Here is a 22,170-nt window from a genome sequence, read left to right as displayed (position 1 = left end):
ACTGGTTCGCGTCGCCGCTACGGCGTTTCCGTGACGTGTCCGTGACGGTAGCGGACTTAGCCTTCCGGATAACGCTCGAATCGGGGCAGATCGCTCATTGTCTCGATCCAAGGCAGCCGCTCGGCGACCTGGATCTGCGCAGCCGGCGGATAAGCCGCCGCGTCGTCCAGCGTGGCCGATTGGATATCGATGATTCTGGGCAGCATCTCGGCATTGGTATAGAATAGCCCCGTGCCGCACACGCCACAGAATTGCCGCCTCCCGTGCGCGGAGGATGCGTAGGTTACCGGTTGGCCGCGGACCGTCACCTGATCGGTCTTGAAGGCGATCCACCCAACAAGCGGCGCACCTGCGCTGCGGCGGCAATCTTCGCAATGGCACAACGCATGATGTGCCGCTTCCCCCTCGGCGGAATAGCTGATCGCGCCGCAATTGCAGTATCCCGTCGGCATACCTGATCTCCCTTCAAAATGTTCGTTATTTGTTCCACATGTTGCTGGTTTGGGCAAGTACCGACGCAGGCGCCGGCCACACGGAATTTCTTTTTCCTATTAAAATCGGGGATTTTTGCGGTAAGGCGTTGATTGACGTCATTCGGCGCCGCGTTTCAAGCGGCAATGGGGATCGTTCTAAGACTGATACAGGAGACTTTCCGATGAAGAAATTCGCAACCCTCGCCCTCATCTCGGCCGCGGCACTGAGCCTGGCCGCTTGCGGCGAGCAAACCAGCACCAACACCACCACGACGATCGAAAACGAGACGGTGCTGAATTCGGCAGAAGCGCCGCTCGACAACCTCGGTGGCACCGACGCGGATCTGGCCAACTCGGCCGACAACGTCTCGGTCGAATCGACTAGCACGACGGTCAACAGCACGACGACCAACACCGTCCAGTAAACGCGCAGCACTTGGTGCTGCAGACCGGCCGGCCGCCCTTGCAGGCGGCCGGCCTTTTCATGTCAGCGCAGCGCCATCACCTGTACCCGTATGGCGGCCCCTAGCTTGCCACCACGGCGCGCGCAGCCGAGCGTAATGCCGTTTGATCGGGCGGCACACGCGTCATCACCTGCGGGCAGCGAAGGCAGATCGCATCGCCGCGCTCCTCGTGCCAGCGGCATGTCGCGCGGATTTGGCAAGACGGCAGCGCCGACACCACCGGGGCCAATTGCTCAAGAATGCGCTGGCCCAGACCGCATTGGCCGTCGGCAAACTGCCCGCACCGCGCATTCTCGCACCGACCTGAATAGCGGAACACCAAAGTTGGATCGATCTCTCCCAGACTGTCGCGCAGTTCAGGCGTGATCTCGGCGCGCTGCTTCAGATACGCGATGCGCGGTTCCGCCAGCGTACCGGCGACCACCCCGAAGACGCGCGCCTCGGCCATATCGGGTTGTCCGCTGGGGCAGGACAAGGGGCGTTCTATCTCGCCCATCGCGCCGTCCCGCCCTAGATGTTGCGGAACTGCGGAAGGGCACCGCGTTCGAAAAATCCGGCAAGAATGTGATCATCGATCTGCAGCACTGCCGGCGACGCCTCGATCCCGTGTTCACTAACCTGCCGGGCAATCGCGGTGGAAAATTTCTGGCCCTCGCTGAAGTCCTTCACAACGATGCCGGCCAACTCCCATCTTGTCACCAGCGACTCCATGCCTTCGGTACGTACGCCCGCGGCTTTCACCGCAGCCTCAACGATCGTCGGCAAATCCCGTACGGCGACAAGCTTAGCACCTTTGTGCTCCACAGCCACTTCGACTCTCCCTCCGAATTTTATATCCGCATTATCCATCTCTTCTACATGAAGAGTCAAGCGCGACTATCACTCTTCATTAGAGTTACACGATATAAACTTATTCGTTGTATTCTATACTACGTTTCAGGTATTGTTTGGCGTGGTGCAGATTGTTCTATTTGTACAAGATTGCCGCCCGTCTTCCCCGCTCCCAGACCACCAGCGCCGCCGCCCAGTATCCCAAGCCAGACTACCGCCCCGCAAAGGGAGAGTTTATACCCTACTGATAGAGTAGGACTTAGATATCTGCTGTCAGGTTTGCTCCCTGGACTGCCGCGGCCCGGCATGCGTGTCGGGCCGTTGTTGTTGCGGGCCGCCACGCGCACGATGCGGTTGCCCTAGCCGCCCTCGTTCCCTACCTGTTCACGAATGTCCCTCCCCGCGCCCTCCCCACAAGATCCGCCCTATCTCCGCGGGCTCAATGATCCCCAGCGCGAGGCCGTGCTGACCACCGAGGGCCCGGTGCTCGTGCTCGCCGGCGCCGGCACCGGCAAGACTGCGGCGCTCACGGCGCGGCTGGGCCATCTGCTGTTCACCAAAAAAGCCTGGCCGTCCGAAATTCTCAGCGTCACCTTTACCAACAAGGCGGCGCGCGAGATGAAGCACCGCGTCGGCAATCTTGTCGGTGATGTGGTCGAGGGCATGCCCTGGCTCGGCACGTTCCACGCGATCGGCGCCAAGATGCTGCGCCGCCACGCCGAACTGGTCGGGCTGCAAAGCAACTTCAGTATCCTTGATACCGACGATCAGTTGCGCCTGCTGAAGCAATTGATCCTCGCCGCCGATCTCGACGAGAAACGCTGGCCCGCGCGCGCGCTGGCCGGGCTGATCGACGGCTGGAAGAATAAAGGCCTGGTCCCCGCCGATATCGATGCCGGCGAGAGCGAGCTCTACGCCAATGGCCGCGGTGGCGAGATGTATGCCGCGTATCAGGACCGGCTCAAGACGCTCAACGCATGCGATTTCGGCGATCTGCTGCTGCACATGCTGGTCATCCTGAAAACCGATCGCGCCGTGCTGGCCGACTATCAGCAGCGCTTCAAATATATCATGGTGGACGAATATCAGGACACCAACAGCGTCCAGTATCTTTGGCTCCGGCTGCTCGCGCAGGAACGCAAGAACATCTGCTGCGTCGGCGACGACGACCAGTCGATCTATTCATGGCGCGGCGCACAGGTCGAGAATATCCTGAAATTCGAAAAGGATTTCCCTGGCGCCAAGGTCATCCGGCTGGAGCAGAATTATCGCTCCACGCCGCACATCCTGGGGGCGGCCTCGGGCGTGATCGCCAACAATAGCGGCCGGCTCGGCAAGCAGCTGTGGACCGAGCTCGATGTCGGCGAGAAGGTCAAGGTGCTCGGCGTGTGGGACGGGCCCGAGGAAGCGCGCCGCGTCGGCGACGAGATCGAAAGCTGCAAACGCGCCGGCAAGAGCCTCGACGACATGGCCATCCTGGTCCGCGCGCAGCATCAGACGCGCGAGTTCGAGGATCGCTTCATCTCGATCGGCCTGCCCTATCGCATCGTCGGCGGCTTCCGTTTCTATGAACGCGCGGAAATCCGCGATGCGCTGGCCTATCTGCGCATCGTCGCGCAGCCGGCCGATGATCTTGCCTTCGAACGCATCGTCAACGTGCCCAAGCGCGGCCTCGGCGACAAAGCGGTGCAGAAGGTCCACCAGCTCGCCCGGGCGCAAGCCATCCCGCTGACCACCGCCGCCGCGCGCATCCTCGATACCGACGAGCTGACCGGCGCCGCCCGCCGCACGCTCGGCAATCTCGTCGGCGATATGGCGCGTTGGCGCAGCATGGCGGGCGAGATGCCGCATCCCGAGCTCGCCCGCATCGTGCTCGATGAGAGCGGCTACACCGCGATGTGGCAGGCGGAGAAGTCCGCCGAGGCGGCCGGCCGCCTGGAAAACCTCACCGAACTCGTCCGCGCGATGGAAGAATATGAAAATCTCGGCGCGTTCCTCGAACATGTCAGCCTCGTCATGGATAATGAGAGCAATGCCGAGGATCCCAAGGTCACGATCATGACGATCCACGCCGCCAAGGGGCTGGAATATGACACGGTGTTCCTGGTCGGCTGGGAAGAGGGCCTGTTCCCGTCGCAGCGCTCGCTCGACGAAGGCGGGCTCGCCAGCCTCGAGGAGGAACGCCGCCTCGCGTATGTCGCGATCACCCGCGCGCGTCGCAAGGCGATCATCATCCACGCCGCCAACCGCCGCATCTACGGCCAGTGGACCAGCAGCATCCCCTCGCGCTTCGTCGGCGAATTGCCCGATGTGCATACCGAAATCGAAAACACTATGTCCGGCGGCGAGAGCCTGTGGCGGGCCAATTGGTCCGAACGCGCCGATCCCTTCGCCGATGTCGCGCGCGGCAGCGGCCGGGGCCCCGGCTGGCAACGCGCCGCCGGCCTCACCCCAGGCGTCGACGCCGCCAAGCCCGGCGGCGCTTTCACCAGCCGCACTTTTTCGCGCGAACCCTCACGGGTCGTCGAGGCGCGCGCCAGCGCGGTCAGCCTGGGCAACAAAGGCCGCGACGACGTGAGCATCGGGATGCGCGTGTTCCACCAGAAGTTCGGCTATGGCGCGATCGCCGAGATCGAGGGCAACAAGCTGGAGATCGATTTCGAAAGCGCGGGACGCAAGCGCGTGATGGATAGCTTCGTAACAGTATCGACCGCGTAACGGCGCACCCTGACGGTCACGGTTCCCCAACATGTACCGCAGCCTACGCCCTCATTCAGGAATGATACCCCAGCTGGGGCGTACCCTGCCCATGGCCCAGCCCCGGGCCGCGTAGGGATTGCCCATGAAGTTCACCCATCTGATCGCCGCCGCCCTGATGATGGCCGGGATTGGCATCTCGACCGAAGCTTCGGCGCAGCGCCATGACGGTTACAGCCAAATCAATCGCCGTGACGATGTGCGCAATGATCGCCGCGACGACCGTCGCTACGATCGCCGCGACAATCGCCGCTTCGACCGCCACGACAACCGCCGCTGGCGCACCAATGGCCGCCACCGTGGCTGGAATAACAACAACCGTCGCCCATGCCGCGTGATCTATCGCAACCAACGCCGGGTCACGGTCTGCCGCTAAACGAAGCGGAGGGGCGCGACGCCCCTCCCCCGTGAGCGCGCCGCTTCAATTATCCGAAATTCTCGGGCACAAACTGCCGATGATCGCCCTGCCGCCCCAGCATTATCACGCGCTGCCAGTCGCCCAGGCTGTCGCATGAAGGATTGGCCAGACGTCGTCGCGTTCGCCCTGAGCTTGCCCGAGACATATATGGCCCCCTTCTACGGCACTCCCTGCCCCAAGGTGAACAAAAAGGCGTTCGTCTCGCCCGGCCGCGAAGACGGCAGCTTCCACGTGATGTCGCCGCACGACGAAAAAGCCATCCTGCTGGCCACCGATCCCGATAGCTTCTGGCAGACGCCGCATTACGCTAATTGGCCCGGCCTGCTGGTGCGCTACGGCGCGGCCGATCCCGAGCGCGTGCGTAACGTCATTCGTCGCGCCTGGTGGGATCGTGCGAGCAAGGCGCAGCGCACCGCTTTCGGCGCGCGGCCCTGAGCCGCTTCCGCCATTTCGCCGCGATCGACTGGTCGGGCGCTGTCGGGGCGCGACAAAGGGGTATTGCCGTTGCCTTGTGCAGCGCGGGCGCCCACGCGCCCACGCTGATCGTGCCTGAAGGCGGCTGGTCGCGGACGCGCGCGCTCGACTGGCTGCGGAAGGAGATGCCCGCCGACACGCTCGTCGGACTCGATCTCGGCCCGTCGCTCCCCTTCGTTGATCGCGGTGCCTTTTTCCCCGGCTGGTCCGAAACACCGCCCGATGCGCGCGCCCTGTGGGCGCTGATCGAGCGCATCTGCGCGCACGACCCGCATTTGGCCGCCAGCAGCTTCGTCGATCATCCCGAAGCCGCGCACCACTTCCGCCGCCACGGCAACCGCAAGGGCAAATATTTCGAAGGCCGCGGCCGGCTGCGCGTGACCGAGGAGGCGCAACGCCTGCAAGGCCTCAACCCATACAGCAATCTCAATCTGGTCGGCGCGGCGCAGGTAGGCAAATCGAGCCTCACGGGCATGCGCGTGTTGCATCGACTGAGCGGCACGCTGCCCATCTGGCCGTTCGACGAATCCAGGGCGGGATCGTTGGTGGTGGAAATTTACACCAGCGTCGCCGCGCTGGCCGCGGGGCGACGCAAGGGCCGCACCAAGATCAAATCGATCGCCGAGTTGAACACGGCGCTCGCCACGCTCGGCAGCGCCACGGTAGCGGGCGACGGTGTGATCGACGATCATAGCAGTGATGCCATCGTCAGCGCTGCGTGGCTGCGCGTCGCCGCGGACCGGCCCGAATTATGGCAGCCACCAGCGCTCACTGCGCAATTAGCGCGAACCGAGGGCTGGACCTTCGGCGTTACCTGACGCATTTAGCGGGGGCTGAGGGCCGGTTTAGCTCAGTTGGTAGAGCGCCAGTTTTGTAAACTGGATGTCGCGGGTTCGATTCCTGCAACCGGCACCATTGTTTTTCGTTAACTAGCTGGATTTGCAGGAAAAGATGTAGGACGGGCGAGCCCCGTTCCCACACTTTACCCCTCGCCGGCTGCCGGCTAACTGCGAATAGTGGCGTGCATAGGCGGTATTCGGCTGTTCGGCCTTAAGCGCCCCCCGCCGGCATCGATGACAGATCAAATCCTGCCTTGGCGCAGAATTGAGCAACTACCGAAGGCGCGCCGTCATCGGCACCCGCGACCTCTGCTTTGACGATGGAATACTTGCTGACCCCGTTCGCTCCCTTCACGTGGAAGCCGAGGGTGTAGAAGGGCCGAAATCCGATATATGCCCCGTATGAATTTTTTGCATTTACGAAACCACAGTATGCCACATTATTGCGATCCGCTTTGGGCCAGCGAAAACGGGCGCTCGCCCCGTCGAGCAGTTGATCACTGAGCTTCGCTTTAATCGCTAGGCGCATTTGAGCCGAAGGCGGCGCCACGGCCGGGACGGCGGCGGCAGTAAGAAACAAAAGGATAGAAACTGGCATTTAAATGTCCCCCTAAATTTCGGGACCGCTATCCGGTTTCGGCGATGCGCGGAAGCCATCCTTTCGCGAAGTCAGGGAAGCAACCAAACCGAATAGTATCGCGCCGAAGATCCAGTTCGTCAGCTGACAAACATTGCTTCGACGATCGCCTGCATTAACACTCCGCGCGGAACCGGCACGCTGACGGAAGTATATCCCTGGTTCGCCGCTCGCCGCGTCCCATACAGCCCGATCCACTGCCGTCCATGCTGGCGCCAAGCGCGCTGCAGTGACGGCACTGGCAGCAGCACGCATGTAGCCGCTGGCGCGTAAGCGTAAGCGATGAAGTCGCACGCGAGCGGCTTTTGCACCCAGCCTGGAAGCTGCCGTCTCTCATCCGACCAGCGCTCCAGCAGAACGTCCGGCCAATCCTGCGTGCGGATCTTCTCGTCCACGGTGAAGGTGCGCCCGCAGGCCAGGGTAAGCAGGCGATCGATGCCAGCTCTTTGCGCCCACCCATCCTGCTCGATCGCGACGGCTGACATCAAGGTGGGGAAGACCTGCCGATAGATCGGGATCCACCAGTCTGATCCGTATTGCGCTGACAGATCGTGGCTGTCCTGAAACCGGTGAACACGTGCCAAGCCCGCCGTCCGCGATCTGCGGGCGACGGGCCGAGGGGGCTGGGTCCGGGGCGCTGCCGCCGGCCATGGGGCGGGGCTAGACGTAAGCATCATCCTCTTCGCAGTCGAAACTGTCTTCCCAATCCTCACGCAGATGCTCGAGGTCGGGATCGCCGTCGATCTCATCCATGCGGTCGATCATGCAGGCGGTGAGCCGGGCCAAAGCGGCACGTGGCAACGAAGGCATTATGCGCAGCAGCCCGGTCGCCGACGGCAAGTCGTTTGGCCTGGACCAACGCCGCTGTCTGGCGCGGCGCCAGCCAACGCGCGCTGGTGCCGGCATACGTACCGGGATCGAAGGGTGCGCCATCGTCATGCCCTCCCTGTCGCTGCAAGATGGTAAAGGCGCCAGTGATCCGGACCGTGGCGTTCGCGGTATTCGGCTAGTGCTAGGCGGATCTCAAGGATCGTTGCCGTCGCCTCTATCCCCATCATGCCCGGGGCATTGAGCTCCAAAAGGTCAGCGGCAACGGGTGGCCGACACTGTATTTGTTGAGTTTCCATCATCAAACCTGCCCGACCTGTCGCCGCTCGATCACAGTGCGCACCGCCTCGACACGCTCAGGGTGACCGACCAGCTGTGCCATCACCGGCGTCAGATCGTCGGCGGGGCAATCCTGCACGACAAGCCACAGCTTGCGGCCGGATGCGAGGGCATAGCCGCCGCCGATCGCGACCAGCGCATGCAGCCAAGCCGTCGGATCGAATGTAGGCTGAATCTGCGTTGCCATGCTCAGCCCTCACCGTTCGAGAGCGCGTCAACCTGAGCCTGGATCGCGCGGAGATTGTCCTCCAGCATCCCCAGCAACTGCCTCGCATGATTATGGCTGTTCACGGCGTATGGTTCGGTCGGCAGGGCGCCGAGCATCTCGCTGGCATTGATCGCGAATAGGATCGCCTGTGCCGAGGACACCCCCTCCTGCAGCAGGGTTTCGGCTTGGGCGGCGCGGCTCATGGTGGGGGTCATCGCTCAAACCTCCGTTTCGCCGGTGCGATACCGGCACGCGTGGGAAACGGTCGCGCATCCGTCCTGCATCTGCGGACCGATCGCCTCCAGATTGATGCCAAAGTCGCAAGCCATGAAGTCGAGCATGGCGTCGATCGCATTCGACAGGATGCCAGGCCGCGGGTCCGTTCGCCCGAATGGCGAGACGATGTTGGCCTGGAAGTCATGTTCCAGCCGAACGTGGTAGATGAGGATCAACAAGTCGGTGTTGCCGTCCGGGATTTGGGTAAGGATGGCGTATCGCAGCGCGTCGCCATCGGCTTCATTGGCACGGCTCGCGCGATCCAGTCGGCCGTCGCGAGCGATGTCGTCAGTGGTTGCGATTTGGGCGTTTTCGATCGCGGTGCCTTCGCGCTGCGTTGCCTCCCAGCGCTGGTGAAGCGCCTGGATCAACGAAAGCGGGGCGGACGGGGATGGATTCGTCGTCATCGCTTAACCCTCCTGCGCTGCAAAGCGGGTCAAGTCGGCGCGCACGAAATCTACGATGTCGTCACCGTCAATTTCGTCGCCGGCCACATTGATTTTGGCCAAAAGGGCGCCGATCGTGGGGGCCGGCACAGCGATTAGCACCTCGAACGCGGCCCAGCGGGGCTTGGAGAACGTCTCGGTGTGACGCTGTTCCGCGGCCCGCATCTCGTCAAAGTAATCGTCCCAGCGCCCTGCGTCGTCGCCGCGAGCCAAGTTTCTGGTGGCGCCGTATTTTGCGGTGAGCGGTGCGGTCTGGCGATCGTATAGGTCCGACGCGCTCTTGAGCGCCCCGTGGTTCAGATCGTGCAGATCTGCGTCGCGGGCACGGTAGTAAGCGCTCAATGCCGCATCGAAGTCTGATCGCGTGGCGAGCATTGCCACCGCGACGCCGCCGCTGATTGCAACCAGTGCAGGCGCAGTCAACGCAGCACCGAGTATGGCGCGGCGAGACGCAGTGATGCTAGAGGTCGTGTCAGCCATTGTCGATCTCCTTACGATCGGTTGAGGTCAGGCCGGGTTTGGAGGGCTCAATCTCCTCGCTCGGCCGAACTGGTAGATTTTCTACCAGTAACCGTAGTTGTTCGCAATAGGCCGTGGCGGTCCGCACCGAATGAATGTTACGGGTGGCTAGATGATGCTTTCAGTTGCTCAATGTCGCGCCGCTCGGGCCCTACTCGGCTGGGCGGCGGCCGAATTGGCGAGCACTGCCGCGGTAGGCATCATGACGGTGCATAGGTTTGAAAGCGGGGAGCCTGTGCGGCAGGCCTCGCTGGATAAAATTATCGCTGCCTTCAGCACCGCCGGGGTCACCTTCATCGAAGCCGGGGCGGCGTCTCCGGACGGCGGCGAAGGCGTTCGTTTCGTACCTAGCTGACGGCTTCAGGACTAGTTGTCTTCGACCGCAACTGCCCCGAGCGGTAGCAAGCAAGCAGAAGGCTGCGATTCGAGGTTTGAACTGTATTTGGCCGTCTGCTACCAATCCCGCCGTCTATGGGAGTGTGAATGTGCTGAACTGGCTGGACGAAGCGACTTTCAAAATCGGTGACGTGACCTTCACCCTCGATTACATGCTAGGCGGTAGTAAGCGCCCTTCCGACGTGAAGAATTTCACGATGATGAAGGCAACCAACTTCCTCGATAAATATCTCTCCCTCCAAGGGAAGGGCATCCAGAAGGTATTGGAACTCGGTGTCTACCAAGGCGGCTCGTACGTTTTTCTCGACAAGCTGCTGCGGCCGGCCAGGATTTCGGCCGTCGAACTTGAAACCAAGCCTATTCCCGCGCTGGATCGTTACATTTCGGAGAACCGCGAGCGTTGCAAACTCTATTACGGCACATCGCAAGCAGACGTAGACGCTTTGGAACGCATCGTGCGCGACGACTTTGACGGCGAACTTGACCTTGTGGTAGACGACGCAAGCCACTTTTACGAACTGACGAAAACATCCTTTGAGACGCTTTTCCCGAGATTGAAGCCGGGCGGCACATACATCATTGAGGATTGGTCTTGGAGCTTTGAGCCGTCGTACCAAGACACCAGCCACAGCTGGTTCACTCAGCCATCCCTTGCCAATATATTCATTGATCTTGCCGAAGAACTGTCGATCAACAATTCCGTCCACGAGGTTACGATCGGTCGAGAGATGATCGTCATCACAAAGACGACTGCTGCTAAGCAAGGCCCCCTGTTTCAGGGCAAGGGGCGACGCGGGCGCGATCTTCAATTGCTCTAGCATGGTTTCACCTCGACCGCGGCGGCCTCATCCTGCTCGGCAAGGCGGTCACCACCGGAGGGATACGGCGATCGACGATATGGACTCGGAGCTCGACATCAGGAACAAGCTGGGTCGGGGTGAATTTACAGCGGTGTTCTTTATACAATGCCTAGAGGCTATCGGCGCGTCATTTTTGCGGCTTTCGGAATAACGGCAGCGATCGGTGGCTCAGGCGTATGGGTCTATTATCTCGACAAGCCCGTAAATCAGCAGGCACGCGCCCAGAAACATTATACCCCAGCCCAGCCAGTACCGCCGCCCAGCGAGCGCATTGCTCGCGCGCTGGAAGCCATCGAGAAGGGCCAAAATGCCGACCAAAACGAAGAGCGCACTAGACGCGAGCTTGATGCCCAGGAGGGCGCCTGGCGATGGGCGAAGTGGGCGGCTTGGATCGCGGGCGTCCAGGCCGTTTTGAGTGGCATCGGTATTGCTTTTGTGGTCAAGTCGCTTCGCCAAGGCACTAAAGGTCTTGCGGCGGGCCGGCTCGCGCTCAAACATGCGCGCAATGCGAACGAACTGCAAAAAAAGCCCCGCATTATAATTACTAACGTCGCTGTTTGGCAAAAAGGCGATCTCAACTTCTCTCCCCCCACCATGAGGGCGGGCGAACTGATCGAGATATCCGCCTACGTCGTCAATGAGGGCAGCGGACGAGCCACGATTCCGGATAGTTACTCTCATTGCCAAGTCTACTGGCGGCGTGGTCCCCTTCCGATGATCCGCCCTTACCAGCCTGACCAAGTCAGAGTACCACTGCCGGGCAACGGGAAAGGTAACGGTACCGGCAAGGTCGTTTTGCCCAGCGGAGGCACCGAAAACTGGACTCTGATTGATGAAGTCGTTAAAAACAAGTCGCTTTATGTGATGGGTTTCGTATTCTACTACGACGATTTTGATCATCGATACACAAAACACTTTTGTCGAGTTTACAATCCTAAAGCCCAAAGGTTCGAAGCCGTGACCGGTTATCTCGATTACGAGGCCTAGCAAAATGTTAGATAGTAAAGGCACCAAAGCCTCCATACTTTGGAATTATATTACAAACGCAGACAGACGTATGGCGACTGGTAGCGTCCGCCGTCGCTTTAGTGTTCGCTGCATAACAGCTGAAGGCACAGTAGCCGCCGCCAGCCCTTTGAATTTACTCTGCTCGCGCGATCGTCTCGCGGAGGCGAGCTGATCAATAGATCCCATCCGACCCACTAACGCCATACGCGTTCGACTGGCTGGCGGTAGGCCGACGCATCGATGATATCTGAGAAGCGGACCCGAGTGCGGTCGACGCCGCATTGAAGAAGCCTTGCATTTTGGCCGCTTTGGCCTTGGCACGACTAGCCGCGGCCGACGATTTGTAATTGAACGCGCTGATCTCGAAGCCCTTGGTCCGCTCATTGCCGCCTTTATATATCTGAGACATGTCCTCCGCCGCAGTCATGGCGTTATCGCGCTGCACATCGACGGCGCTGCCAAAGTTCAGGTCGACCCCATTGCCGGCCATCGTCGCGACCGCTTGCCCCTTGGTCTGCGCATGCTGCCTGCCCACGCGTAGTGCCTCAATGTTCGTGTTCTCGATCGAGTCGCGAGCCTGCTCACTGGCAAGGCGCGCGTTCTGGTCGGCCACGCTGGCCTCATAGCGCGCGATCCGGGAGTCACCGACGCCTTTGGACACCTGCCCAGCCATAGTCACAGCGGTTGCCGCCGCCGCAGTCAGGGTTATCGGATCGCACATCAGCTTGCCTCCAACGAGCGCGAGCTGACGTATTCCAGCCCCTCATCGCGGACGCCTTGGTCGGCCAGGACGCCAACAACCCGATCAGGATCGGCGAACTGTTCCCGCCAAGCCGCCTGCTGTATCGGATCTGTGGGCCGGTATTTCCAGTCCGGCGCGCCGCCGTAATCGACCGGGCCGTTGGGCTGGATGATAGTGCCTTCATGATAGACGCGGACCAGTGCTGTGTGTGTCGCCATGATCATGCCTCCCCCACCTGGGCAAGTGCCTGGACGTGGCCAGCCACTCGCTTGTTCTGCCAGGCGATAAAGGAGGGGAGGCAACGCAGCACCAGGTTGTCGGTGCTGAACCCCTTCACCGCTATGCCGGTGAAATCGAGCCCGTTATTGTACAGCACCCTGCCAAGCGGGTTGCGCACATCGTTGAAGGTGCCGTCGATCAGTTCACGAAGGTGCTGCAGGCCAGCGCCGGTGAATGCTTCCTTATGAGCCAGGGCTCCATGAAGCATATTGCGGCCGAGGGTCTGGTAGTCTCGATAGAGGGAGGCCAAAACCTCGGCGGCTGTTTGCATCTCGGTTGCGACCTCAGCCCGCCGAGCCATGGCAACCTCCATCTTGGCGTGAGCCGCCTTCGCCGCCTGAGAACGTACAGCAGCGCCTTCGGCGGCGCGCTCGTCCAGCGTGCGGCTCCATGCCATATCCAAGCCTGTAATCCGGCTTTCGAGGTCTACGACGGCTTCACGGGCCGCTTTCACGTCCTCGTCGGTCGCCTCATCCATCTCGCGCCGGAACGCAGCTTCGTTGTTCGCCGTCCGCGCTGTGTCGAGGGACGCGACTAGCTTGATGCGCCTAGACGTGTAATTTGCTTCTGTCAGTCGTGGCATGCCGTTTCTCCTTGGGCCGTGGTTCCACGGTAAGGGGCGGACGCACTTGTTTGAATCGACGGATGCGCCGATGCTGGCGTCCTAAAGCAAGCTGGGGGTTGGAGCGGGTGAACGACGAAAATGCGGCCGCCACGCCGCTGGACAGGACGCGAGTTACATTTAGGCAGGCAGAAGGTGCCGATCCTCTTCCTGCGCAGCTAGCACTAGGTGTGATTTCTCCTGCTCTCGAAGCCCGACTGTGGGCCTTGATGTATAGGCATTTGAAGAAGGCGGCAGTCTATATCGATTACAGCGACACGACACTTGGTGGGTCGTGGCGATCAATACTGGACGATTGGTTCATATTGCATGAGCACTGGCCCATCGATTATATCGCCAGCAAATTCGATGTTATACTCAGTCAAGTTAAGTCGATCGTTACGTCCAGAAATTATCTAGACGTTTTTGAATTTATACAGTTTGTTATTCGACATAAGCAGTGCCCCTATGGGTTTGATAGTCAAATCAACTCAGCACTATTGGGGACAATGGCTGCATACCGCGTTATCAATGATACTGTCATGCCGATCGTATCCGCCGTTGAAGCCAAAGCGGTATTGACAGCATTCGCAGATTTGGAAGCAAGTGAATACAATGGCGCGAGAGCGCATCTTCGTAAGGCTGGCGAGCTGCTGACCAAAGGGTCCTTCGCAGAAAGCGTGCGCGAAAGTATCCATTCGGTTGAAGCCGTGGCGAGGCACCTTGAGCCTACGGCTTCCACCTTGGGGCCGGCATTACACAAGCTGCAGACGACCGTCACACTCAATCCAAATATGAAGCGGGGCTTCAATGCCCTCTACGATTACACAAGCGATGAGCAAGGCATCCGGCACGCGCTGATCGACCAGGGAGCGCCAGTCGTCGACGAGACTGATGCGTTGTACATGTTCGGCGCATGCGCATCGTTCGTTACCTACTTAATCCGAAAGTCGAAAGCTTAGCGGTCAGGCGGCTAGCCGGGTCAGCAGATTACGTACGGTTGACGCATGCCACGCGCCGCCCCGAGCGGTGACAAACCCACCGGCGTTCAGCTCGGCAGCCAAGCGTTCAAGGGACGTAATGCCGCGAGCGCCCATGTCGTCGATCACCGGGCGCATCGTTTCAGCGCGGACGGCAGCGCCGGACCGGATCGCGTTGACGCTCGCTGTGTTGCCCTGAGCCGCCCGCCTGAGCGCCGCTGCACCATTGGGGTTGCCGAGGCGCTGACCGCGCGCCTTTGCAGCCTGCAGCGCCTCACTGGTGCGCTTGGAGATCGCCTTGCGCTCTGCCTGGGCGACCGCGGCCATTATGTGCACCGTCAGCTCGTTGGCCTCGGGCATGTCCGCGGCGATGAAGGGGGCACCGCTGTCCTGCAGAGCCGCGAGGAACGCCACGTTGCGGCTAAGGCGGTCCAGCTTGGCAACGACGAGTGTGGCGCCCGTGACCTTCGCACGGTGGAGCGCCTTGGCGAGCTCGGGGCGGTTGGCGCGTTTGCCGCTTTCAATCTCGGTATAGGGCGGGGCGACGAGCTCCCAGCCCCGGGCAGCGCAAAGGCTTTCGACTACCTCGCGCTGCGCTTCCAGACCGAGGCCGGAACGCCCCTGGGCGGCTGTCGACACGCGGTAATAAGCAACGGCCTTCATGGCTGTATCATCCCTACACATTGGCGCTACGAACGTTACTCCATTTTGTAGGATATGCAATAGCATCAATCCGGCACAGCTTCGCTGTCCTGCGGGGCCTCTATGCTGGCGGTTGGAGCGGCGATCATGTCACCGTCTGCGGCACCATTATAGCCGAGCTCGACCAGCTTCGCTCGCATCTGGATAGGGTGCCAGCCCGTTGCCCACAGCTCGTCATTGTCGGCCTTCACGCGCGCACGCCCGTCCTCGATCGCGCTGGCTATGCTGCTCACCGGCGCCTCTGGGTAATTATCGAGCGCTTTCTGCATCTGCATGCGCCAATGATGATCGCGCGGGCTGGATGCCAGGGAAGTCATCAGCTCACCCATCTCGCGGCATTGGTCCTGCGACGAGCTAGCAATCAGTGTGATAAATCGGCGGCCTTCTTCCAAGCTTGGCGTTTTGAACACGTCAGTCTCCCTGTGATTGGTTGATCGAGGCCGCGAGGGACGCGAGCCATGCCGCCATCTGCGTGTTGTCCATGCCTTCCAGCTTGCGCCCGTCAGGATCGCCCAGCTTCAGCAGCGAGGCGTCTCCGTACTTTTTGGGGGCCAGCCGGGCGGCGATCCATTTGCGGCTGTCGACACGAAGCCGGGACCGCTGCACATGCTCGGCGTCGAGCGCGGTAACGTCCTCGCCGTCCTTACCCCTGCGTTGCGTCCAGTCGTTGGTGCCATCGTCCGATATCTCAAGGATCTCGTCGACCAGCGCGTCGGCCTGCATCTCGCGAGCGACGGCATAGCGCAGACGGAAAGTCTCATCATCGGCTAGCCACTGGCACACGGTCTTTTTGCTCGGCACGTCATCACCGCGGCAGATCTCGCGCAGGCTCAGGCCGTCTATCAGCCGGTCACAGATTAGGGCCTGGGCAGTCGCTCGTTCGTCTTCCGTCATCTCAGCCTCGCGCGCGCGTCGTGCGCGTAATGGTCACCTTAAGGGGAAGGACGGCGACATGTGAATCGACGCAGCATTTGCGGGTGTTGCGGGTGTTGCGGGTATCAATCCAGCTCTTACGCGGGCAAGTGTCAGTGACAGTTTATAGAAGACGGGCTGAAACGATACCCGCACTACCCGCAACACCCGCAGATAGTAGATCGCAGGTTGCGGACGTATGGCGCGATGTTCGCACGATCAATCACGATCGACCAATCGGCGTCAAAGCCCTTTCGACAATTCCTCTCCATTCTCAGCGCGTTGCGCATTGCTCCAAACGCTGCGCCCCGCCATACAAAACCAGCCTACGGTCAGGCTTTTAATGGGGGGCTAAAATTGGACGAAATTGAGGAGCGTTCCACGCTTATTGCGCGGACGGGCACGTGGCTTGATCGAATAGAATTTCTATACTTGAGGGTTCTGCGAGCAATGCTGCTGGTGGGGGCAACCGTTTTATTAATATGCGCCCTCGTTTGGGCCGCAACGAGTGTAACGAGGATCTTGAGATCCCCAGACTCTGTTGCCGAGCGCCCCAGTGTTGTTTCAGCCAATGAGCTGCAAGAATCAGGGTTGAAAATGTCTAGTAGCGCATCATCAAATGCTGCTTTGAATAAGGATTTTCGGGAGCAAAGATCCAACTACGACAGCTTCTTAAGGCGATACTACAGCCTGTATCGAACACGGTATCAGCCAAACCTTCGCACCGATGACAAGACTTTAGCGATCGGCGAGTTCGATGATTTGACAATCAACTCTTCTGCTAGGCTCGCGTCTATTAGAAAGGGAGAATTGGATTTCGCAGTCGACAAAAAAGATCTGGACACGTTCTTGCCGGTAATCGTCACTGCTTCGTCCTCTAAATCGACCGACGATCGCCTGTCGAAGTATCGGCTCGCGACAAAGAAGCCTGTAGCGACACAAGTGCAACGTACTCGCACGGAAACCCGCCGTGGCTGGGATCCGTACAGCGAGAACTGCCCGGCGTGGTATGAATCACCGATTGGCTGCGCGGTTAATCGACAGGTGGTGGTGCCCTATAGCGAGACAGTGAAGGTTATGCGCTATCCTGACGGCATCGCCTCTCCGAACGAAATCCTAAAATCGTATCAAGACCGATACTTCGGGCTGCTTGCGGAGCGGCGCCGGACAAACGCCGATAAGGCGTCATCCGAGCGTCAGGATATTGTTGCGGGTCAGGCTACCGGCTGGGGCGGACTATCGCAGTCTGTGATGATTGTCGGGGCTTTCCTCGTCCTGATGTTCTTCTTCCTGTTGGTTGCCATCGAGCGCCACCAACGGCGCATTGCGGCTCTTTTGCCTTAACCCTAGGCAGTGAATGGTTCGGGGGTAATGGTTTTTCCTCCGGGCCATTCAGAGCCCACCGCGCGGCCCACTTCAATTACCTGCCACCAGTTCTGCTTCGAATGGTTATCTTTGAAACTGACCAGCTTGAGCCCGCCTACGATCCGGCCTGCGTATCGCCCAAGGTATTTGCCCAACGCTAGGCTGCTAATCTTACCGTATTTGTCGGTTGCAATATCACCAAGCGCCTGCCGGAATTGCGCCCGTTTGGTATTGCCATACTGATCAATCATCTCAGCAATGGATATGATTTCGCCCACCGGCTTAGCATCGCCGCCGATGAGGTCGTGCCATGCCGCGAAGAGGACCGTCAGGCTGCTTGTCACCGGATCTTCCTCCCGCGCCTTGTCCATCGACTTCACTGGGTCAGATCGGCCCAGCCATACAAGCGCGGATCGAACCAACCGGCTCCACGCCTCAAACGAGGCCAAAGGTGATTGCGCTCCAGGATACCCGGCAACGGCGTGAGCCCGGACGATCGTCAGCGCCGCCGAAATATAAGTCGCTCGATTGGCAATCACCGCAGCAAACGGGTCGCCGTGAAACGTGCGCAGTTCCGGCCGTTCTACATCCGGATCGAGGGAGCAGAGCAGGACACGCCGCGTCATGTCGCCGACAAGCTGAATGTTATTCCCGGTCGCAAAGCAGCAGGCCCGACTTTCCACCTTCATGGGTTTCGAGGTGCCAAGCGGACGAACTGATACGATCGGCCGTTCGACAAGTTGGCACAGGAAGTCGCCGCCCAGGCCACCATTTACGTTGTCGACCGTTATTAGCGGGTGCCCTTCGATTGTTGCGCCAACCAGCCGCTTTTCCGTTTCTTCTTCAGTCTTGCCGGCGCTCATCACCGGCGCTCGCTCGCCACCGCTGATCGCTGACACGAGATCCACGATGTAGCTTTTGCCCGAGCCGGGCGCCGTTGCCGTGATCGCGTGCATCGGTGCCACGGTCATCGCGCCCCGAACGACAGGGGTAATAAGAGCGGACAGAGCCACGGCACGGCTGACGTCGTCGGTGAAGGGGAAGTCGTCTAGCAGCGCATCCAACTTCGCGAGTGCATCTTGTGCGTCCGCCTTGTTGGGCGCGTCGGGGATAGCCGGAAGGTTCGGCGGATCCAGCAACAGGAGGTGCGTCGCCGGGTCGTATCCCGCCTTCGACAAGATGGTGCCATCAGGCCGCATCGTCGGCGTCGTAATCACGCCGCTGAGATGGGGAAATTGCCATTCCCCGTCGCGGGAAAGAATTGTCGTCGCAACACTCGACGGCGGATCGGCCGTGACGAGCGCCTGTTTCCGCGCATCGAATTTTTGCCACGTCGCTGCGCGCGACAAATGATCAATCATAGCCCCTTCTTGCACAGCCAAGAGACGGGCGGCCTTCACCAGCGCCCCCGACGAGCTCGGCAGCTTATCGACCACTGGTCGTACGATCATGCCGCCACGTACATAGAACGGCGTTTCGGCCAAGATCAGCGCACGTTCGGCTTGCGTGGCGATGTTGTGCAGCTCTCCCGCCCGCACGATAACAGTTGGTCTGATGTCGCTTCCTGGGGCGCCCTCCCCAAATGGATCGCTATCAGAGTTTTCGGCAGCGCGAAGCGGTGCTGCTTTCCTTCGCGCGTATGTTCCAGACGGATTATTGTGCATGGCGCTCCGCCTTTTCCAAGGCGCAGGCGCCCATCATCAAGAGATTGAGCCCGGATCGTACGAGCAACAGGTCGCCGAAAGAGCGCTCTGCATAAATGGTTGCGGTTGCGGTCCGGGCTACCTCCAGCAAAACGGCGTAGGCGCTTTCCGAGATCGCCCGGTGCATCCCCTTCGCTGCGTGATCGCGCAATGCCGCCAGCTCAACGCGAACTGCGAGATCAAACTCGTTGCAGTTGGGGCGGTGGATGCTGATGGAGCGGCGATATGGGCACCCCGGCTCATAAACGATGCTAGTGGGCGCGTTCATTGCGCGGCCTCCCATGCGTCTTTTTTAGGATCGAAACGACGCAGCTTTACGCCGTTGGCCTCAATGCCGAGCGGCAGACGTTGGAGCGTGGCCGCCTCAATCGCCGCTTGGCATGCCCGCGCATAAGGCCGTGCCGTTGCGATCCGAGCATCAAAGACCCGCTTGGCGCCCTCGAACCGATGCCGCACCACACACCATTGCGTGCCTTCGACCTGGCGCAGCACGATCAGCGGGCGGTATCTTGGCATCGCGCTCACGACGCAAGCGCCGGCACGCTGGCCCGACCCTCCGTCGTATCGTCGATACGCTGCACTCCGATCTTGCGCGCCAGCAGGTCGGCAGCGACCAGTGTGCCGTGCCGCGTCGGAAACCGATAAAATGTCCACTCAATGACCGGCGCCTGGGGAGTCGATCCGCGGATCAAAATGACGATATCGGCGCCGGGCAGGTCGTTATTGCCAAGCGCGGTGACTTCGGCGGATGGCTCAGCGTCGCGAACAAGTACCGCCTTGATCTGGCGGCGGGGGATGCTGTTGAGCACTTCGCCTTGGTCGCTGAAGTTGGGCGTCTGGCCGTGAGCATACACGTCGATCCGTCGATTCAATTCATCGGCGGATCGCGTGTATGCCGGCTTCGGTCCTTCTCCTTGACCCTGATTTGAACCCTGCGACATCGCCCTGTGTCGCGGGGTTCTTTCGTCTGGCAGCGCGCTCATGCCACGCTCACCAGCGCGCGGATGCTGTCGGCGCGGACCAGGGTGCGACGGCCGACCTTCACCGTCTTAAGCCTGCCTGCTTTAATAAGCTGGTACACTGTCGTCCTGCCGAGCCCCAGCGCCTTGCGCGCGCCATCAATCGTGACTGTGACTGGTTCCATTGCCGATCCTCCGATTGCCGAGCGGTGCTGCCGCTGGGCTTCGTATTTGACCGTCAATGTTCGGACGTGTGATTGGGTGGGGGGATAATCAGATTTTTGATTGGACCGGCGGACTGTTCGCCGTCTCGCGCGCCCAATCCAAAACCGCCGCTTCCGTCATGGGCGCTTTAGTATCGGCCGCCCACTCGGCCACGAAGCGTTGAATCTGGCCATACTCCTCGGCATTGTCGGGGGCACTGATTACCCAGTTCAGAATTGTGCCGTGATCGAGAGAATGGCTGCCGTCCTGACGCCGCTTACGTCCTTTCACACCCGCGTCGCTAAAAACGCGCGCGACTGCAGAGCATGCGGCCTTTTCATTATACCCTAAAAACTGCAGGCATTTCACACCAGTGACCGCCTGCTTTTTGATATAACGTCGGCCAAAGGTATCCTTGCCCTTGCCCACCCCCGCACGGCGCTGGAGTAAAACAGGCTGACCGCCGGTGACCAGATCGCCCAAAGCCTGCGCCAGATCTTGCAACGGCAGTAGCCCTTTTCCCCCGGCGAACTGTGGAAGCGCAGCGAGCGCCTGATGAAGATCGATCAAAGCGAATGCGGTGGCAACGGTGGCTTCTACCCGTACCTCCTCTGGGTCGCGATCCGGCTGAGCTTCTTTCGCCAATCGGTATTGGGCTTCCCGGGTGTACAGCCTGGCCTGCAGATCGAGCACCCAGCGAACCAAATCGTTATGGTCCTCGCGGTCAGCCAACGTACGCGCCCCACGCATCAAGCAGAGTGCGCCGCATCTCGAGAAACGTCGTCCGCTTGTAGGCTGCAATCACCTTGTCGGACACGACATGCGCCAGTGCAGCCTCGGCAACCGGATCAGGAATATGCGGCATCTGCTCAGCCGCCCAATCGCGGAACGAGCTGCGGAACCCATGGGCGTCGTGTGGCAAACCTGCGGTCCGCAGCACTTTATTCAACGTCATGTCGGACATCATTCCGCCGCGCTGGCCGGCGAAGACGAGGTCTGTCGGTTTCGGCGTGCGATCGCCCTTCAATTCTGTGAGCAGCGCTATCGCAGCGTGGTTCAAAGTGACCGTGTGGGCCGGCGAGCCGAATCCCTTCATTAACTCGGCAGGCCGCTGCCACTCGCGTTTGGCAAGGTCGATCTGACCCCAACGGGCACCGCGGGCTTCCCCAGGCCGGGCGGCGGTGTAAATCTGAAACAGCAACATCGACCGCCCGCCGGTAGGCGGCTTGGCGCGTGCGTCGGCGACGAACGCCGGGACATCACCATATGGCATCGCGTCGTAATTCCCCGCCTTGGGCTGGCGTGGCAGTCCGACCGTCACGGACCTGCCCGGCGCCTCTGTCGGCCGCCAACCCTTGCCATGCGCGAAGTTGAGCACGGTGCCGATCCGCTGGCGCACCTTGCGGGCCATGTCCGGCTTGCTGGTCCAGATTGGCGCCAACGCCGCAGTGATGTCGGCCGACGTTATGTCACTGACGCGGGTGTCGCCCATGGTCGGGAAGGCGTGGTTGGTGAGCGAGTTAATGAAGGTCTTGGCGCCCTTGGCGGTCCACCCCTCTTTCAGTGCCTCATGTGCATCCTTGGCCGCGTCCCGGAACTTAGGCACAGTCCGCCGGCCACGGTCACGCTCAAGGACAGGATCAAGGCCAGCCTTCGCCGCGCCGCGGAGCAGACCAGCCTTTTCCCGCGCCTCACCCAAGGTGAGCAGCTTTCGCTGCAGTATGGGAATGACGATTGGGGACGGCTCCGCTTTGCCGGTCGCCCTTGCGGATGTATCAACGGCGCCGAGCCCGACGTCGCGACGAACGCCATCCACCTGCACGCGGATCAGCCATGACTTGGCGCCAGTCGGCTTCACGAGCAGGTAGAGACCATCGCCATCGGCATGCCGCCCTGGCTTCGCGCTCTTCACAGCCATAGCGGTCAGCTTGCCCATTTAGCTCCCCTGTT

At 60.7% G+C, this 22,170-nt stretch carries 34 protein-coding genes and 1 tRNA gene; 12 read left to right on the top strand and 23 right to left on the bottom strand.

The window, feature by feature from the left end; all coding sequences use genetic code 11:
• Window positions 1–56 precede the first annotated feature (56 nt).
• Entirely contained in the window at window positions 57–452 is a 396-nt protein-coding gene (locus tag ABC969_RS14320) for a GFA family protein (RefSeq protein ID WP_345865810.1), read from the bottom strand.
• Window positions 453–655: 203 nt separating this feature from the next.
• On the opposite strand from ABC969_RS14320, the gene ABC969_RS14315 reads away from it, so the two are divergent.
• Complete coding sequence (locus ABC969_RS14315) at window positions 656–898, top strand: hypothetical protein (protein ID WP_345865808.1); 243 nt, start codon at window positions 656–658, stop codon at window positions 896–898.
• A 100-nt stretch (window positions 899–998) separates the two neighbouring features.
• Here the strand turns inward: ABC969_RS14315 and ABC969_RS14310 are convergent, their stop codons facing one another.
• Together ABC969_RS14310 and ABC969_RS14305 are read right to left on the bottom strand one after the other, a co-directional pair.
• Window positions 999–1,385 (bottom strand): hypothetical protein, encoded by a 387-nt coding sequence (locus tag ABC969_RS14310; RefSeq protein WP_345865807.1) that lies wholly within the window; start codon window positions 1,383–1,385, stop codon window positions 999–1,001.
• A 62-nt stretch (window positions 1,386–1,447) separates the two neighbouring features.
• Window positions 1,448–1,747 (bottom strand): hypothetical protein, encoded by a 300-nt coding sequence (locus ABC969_RS14305; RefSeq protein ID WP_345865806.1) that lies wholly within the window; start codon window positions 1,745–1,747, stop codon window positions 1,448–1,450.
• 411 nt (window positions 1,748–2,158) lie between these two features.
• On the opposite strand from ABC969_RS14305, the gene ABC969_RS14300 reads away from it, so the two are divergent.
• The 5 genes from ABC969_RS14300 to ABC969_RS14280 all read left to right on the top strand — a co-directional run bounded on the left by ABC969_RS14300 (window position 2,159) and on the right by ABC969_RS14280 (window position 6,332).
• Window positions 2,159–4,486 (top strand): ATP-dependent helicase, encoded by a 2,328-nt coding sequence (locus ABC969_RS14300; protein ID WP_345865805.1) that lies wholly within the window; start codon window positions 2,159–2,161, stop codon window positions 4,484–4,486.
• Window positions 4,487–4,610: 124 nt separating this feature from the next.
• Window positions 4,611–4,901 (top strand): hypothetical protein, encoded by a 291-nt coding sequence (locus ABC969_RS14295; RefSeq protein ID WP_345865804.1) that lies wholly within the window; start codon window positions 4,611–4,613, stop codon window positions 4,899–4,901.
• A gap of 135 nt (window positions 4,902–5,036) precedes the next feature.
• Window positions 5,037–5,378, top strand: a complete 342-nt coding sequence (locus ABC969_RS14290) for an MmcQ/YjbR family DNA-binding protein (RefSeq protein ID WP_345865803.1) — start codon at window positions 5,037–5,039, stop codon at window positions 5,376–5,378.
• A complete protein-coding gene (locus ABC969_RS14285) occupies window positions 5,375–6,235 on the top strand; it encodes a hypothetical protein (RefSeq protein WP_345865870.1) in 861 nt (286 codons plus the stop codon). Before ABC969_RS14290 ends, ABC969_RS14285 begins: the two co-directional genes overlap by 4 nt.
• 21 nt (window positions 6,236–6,256) lie before the next feature.
• Window positions 6,257–6,332, top strand: a tRNA-Thr gene (locus tag ABC969_RS14280).
• Window positions 6,333–6,467: 135 nt separating this feature from the next.
• Here the strand turns inward: ABC969_RS14280 and ABC969_RS14275 are convergent.
• The 7 genes from ABC969_RS14275 to ABC969_RS14245 form a co-directional block, all read right to left on the bottom strand.
• On the bottom strand, window positions 6,468–6,854 hold the full coding sequence (locus tag ABC969_RS14275) for a hypothetical protein (protein ID WP_345865802.1): 387 nt from the start codon (window positions 6,852–6,854) through the stop codon (window positions 6,468–6,470).
• Between the two features lie 119 nt (window positions 6,855–6,973).
• Window positions 6,974–7,477 carry a hypothetical protein gene (locus tag ABC969_RS14270; RefSeq protein WP_345865801.1) on the bottom strand — a complete coding sequence of 168 codons (504 nt, stop codon included), beginning with the start codon at window positions 7,475–7,477 and terminating at the stop codon, window positions 6,974–6,976.
• Between the two features lie 76 nt (window positions 7,478–7,553).
• Window positions 7,554–7,733: a hypothetical protein gene (locus ABC969_RS14265; RefSeq protein WP_345865799.1), complete on the bottom strand. Its 180-nt coding sequence runs from the start codon at window positions 7,731–7,733 to the stop codon at window positions 7,554–7,556.
• Between the two features lie 289 nt (window positions 7,734–8,022).
• The gene (locus ABC969_RS14260) at window positions 8,023–8,247 is read right to left on the bottom strand and encodes a hypothetical protein (RefSeq protein ID WP_345865798.1); all 225 of its coding nucleotides are present in this window, start codon (window positions 8,245–8,247) and stop codon (window positions 8,023–8,025) included.
• 2 nt (window positions 8,248–8,249) lie between these two features.
• A complete protein-coding gene (locus ABC969_RS14255; RefSeq protein ID WP_345865797.1) occupies window positions 8,250–8,483 on the bottom strand; it encodes a hypothetical protein in 234 nt (77 codons plus the stop codon).
• A gap of 3 nt (window positions 8,484–8,486) precedes the next feature.
• Window positions 8,487–8,951 (bottom strand): hypothetical protein, encoded by a 465-nt coding sequence (locus ABC969_RS14250; RefSeq protein ID WP_345865796.1) that lies wholly within the window; start codon window positions 8,949–8,951, stop codon window positions 8,487–8,489.
• Window positions 8,952–8,954: 3 nt separating this feature from the next.
• Window positions 8,955–9,470, bottom strand: a complete 516-nt coding sequence (locus ABC969_RS14245; protein WP_345865795.1) for a hypothetical protein — start codon at window positions 9,468–9,470, stop codon at window positions 8,955–8,957.
• A 151-nt stretch (window positions 9,471–9,621) separates the two neighbouring features.
• Between ABC969_RS14245 and ABC969_RS14240 the strand changes: the two genes are divergently transcribed.
• The 4 genes from ABC969_RS14240 (at window position 9,622) to ABC969_RS14230 (ending at window position 11,752) form a co-directional block, all read left to right on the top strand.
• Window positions 9,622–9,864 (top strand): XRE family transcriptional regulator, encoded by a 243-nt coding sequence (locus ABC969_RS14240; RefSeq protein ID WP_345865793.1) that lies wholly within the window; start codon window positions 9,622–9,624, stop codon window positions 9,862–9,864.
• A gap of 130 nt (window positions 9,865–9,994) precedes the next feature.
• On the top strand, window positions 9,995–10,723 hold the full coding sequence (locus tag ABC969_RS14235) for a class I SAM-dependent methyltransferase (RefSeq protein WP_345865791.1): 729 nt from the start codon (window positions 9,995–9,997) through the stop codon (window positions 10,721–10,723).
• A gap of 1 nt (window position 10,724) precedes the next feature.
• Window positions 10,725–10,916: a DUF6471 domain-containing protein gene (locus tag ABC969_RS16520; protein WP_380931654.1), complete on the top strand. Its 192-nt coding sequence runs from the start codon at window positions 10,725–10,727 to the stop codon at window positions 10,914–10,916.
• Window positions 10,871–11,752: a hypothetical protein gene (locus tag ABC969_RS14230; RefSeq protein ID WP_345865789.1), complete on the top strand. Its 882-nt coding sequence runs from the start codon at window positions 10,871–10,873 to the stop codon at window positions 11,750–11,752. Before ABC969_RS16520 ends, ABC969_RS14230 begins: the two co-directional genes overlap by 46 nt.
• Before the next feature lie 193 nt (window positions 11,753–11,945).
• On the opposite strand, the gene ABC969_RS14225 is transcribed toward ABC969_RS14230, so the two are convergent.
• Genes ABC969_RS14225 through ABC969_RS14215 form a run of 3 tightly spaced genes read right to left on the bottom strand, consistent with a single transcriptional unit; the run spans window position 11,946 to window position 13,377 of the window.
• Window positions 11,946–12,494 (bottom strand): hypothetical protein, encoded by a 549-nt coding sequence (locus tag ABC969_RS14225; RefSeq protein WP_345865787.1) that lies wholly within the window; start codon window positions 12,492–12,494, stop codon window positions 11,946–11,948.
• On the bottom strand, window positions 12,494–12,739 hold the full coding sequence (locus ABC969_RS14220; RefSeq protein WP_345865785.1) for a hypothetical protein: 246 nt from the start codon (window positions 12,737–12,739) through the stop codon (window positions 12,494–12,496). The genes ABC969_RS14225 and ABC969_RS14220 overlap by 1 nt, the downstream gene beginning before the upstream one ends.
• Window positions 12,736–13,377 carry a hypothetical protein gene (locus ABC969_RS14215; RefSeq protein WP_345865784.1) on the bottom strand — a complete coding sequence of 214 codons (642 nt, stop codon included), beginning with the start codon at window positions 13,375–13,377 and terminating at the stop codon, window positions 12,736–12,738. Before ABC969_RS14215 ends, ABC969_RS14220 begins: the two co-directional genes overlap by 4 nt.
• A gap of 107 nt (window positions 13,378–13,484) precedes the next feature.
• Here ABC969_RS14215 and ABC969_RS14210 point away from each other — a divergent pair, with 107 nt between their 5' ends.
• Entirely contained in the window at window positions 13,485–14,357 is an 873-nt protein-coding gene (locus ABC969_RS14210; protein WP_345865783.1) for an AbiJ-NTD4 domain-containing protein, read from the top strand.
• 3 nt (window positions 14,358–14,360) lie between these two features.
• Here ABC969_RS14210 and ABC969_RS14205 read toward each other — a convergent pair whose 3' ends face one another.
• From ABC969_RS14205 to ABC969_RS14195, 3 genes are all read right to left on the bottom strand, one after another.
• Window positions 14,361–15,038, bottom strand: a complete 678-nt coding sequence (locus ABC969_RS14205) for a recombinase family protein (protein WP_345865781.1) — start codon at window positions 15,036–15,038, stop codon at window positions 14,361–14,363.
• A 65-nt stretch (window positions 15,039–15,103) separates the two neighbouring features.
• Entirely contained in the window at window positions 15,104–15,487 is a 384-nt protein-coding gene (locus ABC969_RS14200; RefSeq protein WP_345865779.1) for a hypothetical protein, read from the bottom strand.
• Between the two features lies 1 nt (window position 15,488).
• A complete protein-coding gene (locus ABC969_RS14195; RefSeq protein ID WP_345865778.1) occupies window positions 15,489–15,971 on the bottom strand; it encodes a terminase small subunit-like protein in 483 nt (160 codons plus the stop codon).
• 225 nt (window positions 15,972–16,196) lie between these two features.
• On the opposite strand from ABC969_RS14195, the gene ABC969_RS14190 reads away from it, so the two are divergent.
• Complete coding sequence (locus ABC969_RS14190) at window positions 16,197–17,333, top strand: hypothetical protein (protein WP_345865775.1); 1,137 nt, start codon at window positions 16,197–16,199, stop codon at window positions 17,331–17,333.
• A gap of 2 nt (window positions 17,334–17,335) precedes the next feature.
• Here ABC969_RS14190 and ABC969_RS14185 read toward each other — a convergent pair whose 3' ends face one another.
• The 7 genes from ABC969_RS14185 to ABC969_RS14155 all read right to left on the bottom strand — a co-directional run bounded on the left by ABC969_RS14185 (window position 17,336) and on the right by ABC969_RS14155 (window position 22,156).
• Window positions 17,336–19,018: a hypothetical protein gene (locus ABC969_RS14185; RefSeq protein ID WP_345865773.1), complete on the bottom strand. Its 1,683-nt coding sequence runs from the start codon at window positions 19,016–19,018 to the stop codon at window positions 17,336–17,338.
• Complete coding sequence (locus ABC969_RS14180) at window positions 19,008–19,325, bottom strand: hypothetical protein (RefSeq protein WP_345865771.1); 318 nt, start codon at window positions 19,323–19,325, stop codon at window positions 19,008–19,010. Before ABC969_RS14180 ends, ABC969_RS14185 begins: the two co-directional genes overlap by 11 nt.
• Complete coding sequence (locus ABC969_RS14175) at window positions 19,322–19,582, bottom strand: hypothetical protein (RefSeq protein ID WP_345865769.1); 261 nt, start codon at window positions 19,580–19,582, stop codon at window positions 19,322–19,324. The genes ABC969_RS14180 and ABC969_RS14175 overlap by 4 nt, the downstream gene beginning before the upstream one ends.
• Window positions 19,579–20,040, bottom strand: coding sequence for a hypothetical protein (locus ABC969_RS14170; RefSeq protein WP_345865768.1), 462 nt, complete (start codon window positions 20,038–20,040; stop codon window positions 19,579–19,581). Before ABC969_RS14170 ends, ABC969_RS14175 begins: the two co-directional genes overlap by 4 nt.
• On the bottom strand, window positions 20,037–20,201 hold the full coding sequence (locus ABC969_RS14165; protein WP_345865766.1) for a helix-turn-helix domain-containing protein: 165 nt from the start codon (window positions 20,199–20,201) through the stop codon (window positions 20,037–20,039). The genes ABC969_RS14170 and ABC969_RS14165 overlap by 4 nt, the downstream gene beginning before the upstream one ends.
• A gap of 88 nt (window positions 20,202–20,289) precedes the next feature.
• Window positions 20,290–20,952 (bottom strand): hypothetical protein, encoded by a 663-nt coding sequence (locus ABC969_RS14160; protein ID WP_345865764.1) that lies wholly within the window; start codon window positions 20,950–20,952, stop codon window positions 20,290–20,292.
• Entirely contained in the window at window positions 20,945–22,156 is a 1,212-nt protein-coding gene (locus ABC969_RS14155) for a tyrosine-type recombinase/integrase (protein WP_345865762.1), read from the bottom strand. The genes ABC969_RS14160 and ABC969_RS14155 overlap by 8 nt, the downstream gene beginning before the upstream one ends.
• Window positions 22,157–22,170: the final 14 nt, after the last annotated feature.

The sequence above is a fragment of the Sphingomonas qilianensis genome (assembly GCF_039614825.1).
Lineage (GTDB): Bacteria > Pseudomonadota > Alphaproteobacteria > Sphingomonadales > Sphingomonadaceae > Sphingomonas > Sphingomonas qilianensis.
Note: the sequence above shows the minus strand (reverse complement) of the source record. Positions and strands in the feature narration are given on the sequence as shown.

Bases quoted from the DNA above. Each gene is read 5' to 3' on its own strand.
- ABC969_RS14260 (WP_345865798.1), bottom strand. From the start codon at position 8,247: ATGGCAACGCAGATTCAGCCTACATTCGATCCGACGGCTTGGCTGCAT.
- ABC969_RS14190 (WP_345865775.1), top strand. From the start codon at position 16,197: ATGTTCGCACGATCAATCACGATCGACCAATCGGCGTCAAAGCCCTTT.
- ABC969_RS14240 (WP_345865793.1), top strand. From the start codon at position 9,622: ATGATGCTTTCAGTTGCTCAATGTCGCGCCGCTCGGGCCCTACTCGGC.
- ABC969_RS14185 (WP_345865773.1), bottom strand. From the start codon at position 19,018: ATGCACAATAATCCGTCTGGAACATACGCGCGAAGGAAAGCAGCACCG.
- ABC969_RS14295 (WP_345865804.1), top strand. From the start codon at position 4,611: ATGAAGTTCACCCATCTGATCGCCGCCGCCCTGATGATGGCCGGGATT.
- ABC969_RS14180 (WP_345865771.1), bottom strand. From the start codon at position 19,325: ATGAACGCGCCCACTAGCATCGTTTATGAGCCGGGGTGCCCATATCGC.
- ABC969_RS14225 (WP_345865787.1), bottom strand. From the start codon at position 12,494: ATGTGCGATCCGATAACCCTGACTGCGGCGGCGGCAACCGCTGTGACT.
- ABC969_RS14230 (WP_345865789.1), top strand. From the start codon at position 10,871: ATGCCTAGAGGCTATCGGCGCGTCATTTTTGCGGCTTTCGGAATAACG.
- ABC969_RS14170 (WP_345865768.1), bottom strand. From the start codon at position 20,040: ATGAGCGCGCTGCCAGACGAAAGAACCCCGCGACACAGGGCGATGTCG.
- ABC969_RS14220 (WP_345865785.1), bottom strand. From the start codon at position 12,739: ATGATCATGGCGACACACACAGCACTGGTCCGCGTCTATCATGAAGGC.
- ABC969_RS14195 (WP_345865778.1), bottom strand. From the start codon at position 15,971: ATGACGGAAGACGAACGAGCGACTGCCCAGGCCCTAATCTGTGACCGG.
- ABC969_RS14300 (WP_345865805.1), top strand. From the start codon at position 2,159: ATGTCCCTCCCCGCGCCCTCCCCACAAGATCCGCCCTATCTCCGCGGG.
- ABC969_RS14255 (WP_345865797.1), bottom strand. From the start codon at position 8,483: ATGACCCCCACCATGAGCCGCGCCGCCCAAGCCGAAACCCTGCTGCAG.
- ABC969_RS14250 (WP_345865796.1), bottom strand. From the start codon at position 8,951: ATGACGACGAATCCATCCCCGTCCGCCCCGCTTTCGTTGATCCAGGCG.
- ABC969_RS14320 (WP_345865810.1), bottom strand. From the start codon at position 452: ATGCCGACGGGATACTGCAATTGCGGCGCGATCAGCTATTCCGCCGAG.
- ABC969_RS16520 (WP_380931654.1), top strand. From the start codon at position 10,725: ATGGTTTCACCTCGACCGCGGCGGCCTCATCCTGCTCGGCAAGGCGGT.
- ABC969_RS14165 (WP_345865766.1), bottom strand. From the start codon at position 20,201: ATGGAACCAGTCACAGTCACGATTGATGGCGCGCGCAAGGCGCTGGGG.
- ABC969_RS14290 (WP_345865803.1), top strand. From the start codon at position 5,037: ATGAAGGATTGGCCAGACGTCGTCGCGTTCGCCCTGAGCTTGCCCGAG.
- ABC969_RS14310 (WP_345865807.1), bottom strand. From the start codon at position 1,385: ATGGCCGAGGCGCGCGTCTTCGGGGTGGTCGCCGGTACGCTGGCGGAA.
- ABC969_RS14155 (WP_345865762.1), bottom strand. From the start codon at position 22,156: ATGGGCAAGCTGACCGCTATGGCTGTGAAGAGCGCGAAGCCAGGGCGG.
- ABC969_RS14315 (WP_345865808.1), top strand. From the start codon at position 656: ATGAAGAAATTCGCAACCCTCGCCCTCATCTCGGCCGCGGCACTGAGC.
- ABC969_RS14245 (WP_345865795.1), bottom strand. From the start codon at position 9,470: ATGGCTGACACGACCTCTAGCATCACTGCGTCTCGCCGCGCCATACTC.
- ABC969_RS14205 (WP_345865781.1), bottom strand. From the start codon at position 15,038: ATGAAGGCCGTTGCTTATTACCGCGTGTCGACAGCCGCCCAGGGGCGT.
- ABC969_RS14215 (WP_345865784.1), bottom strand. From the start codon at position 13,377: ATGCCACGACTGACAGAAGCAAATTACACGTCTAGGCGCATCAAGCTA.
- ABC969_RS14275 (WP_345865802.1), bottom strand. From the start codon at position 6,854: ATGCCAGTTTCTATCCTTTTGTTTCTTACTGCCGCCGCCGTCCCGGCC.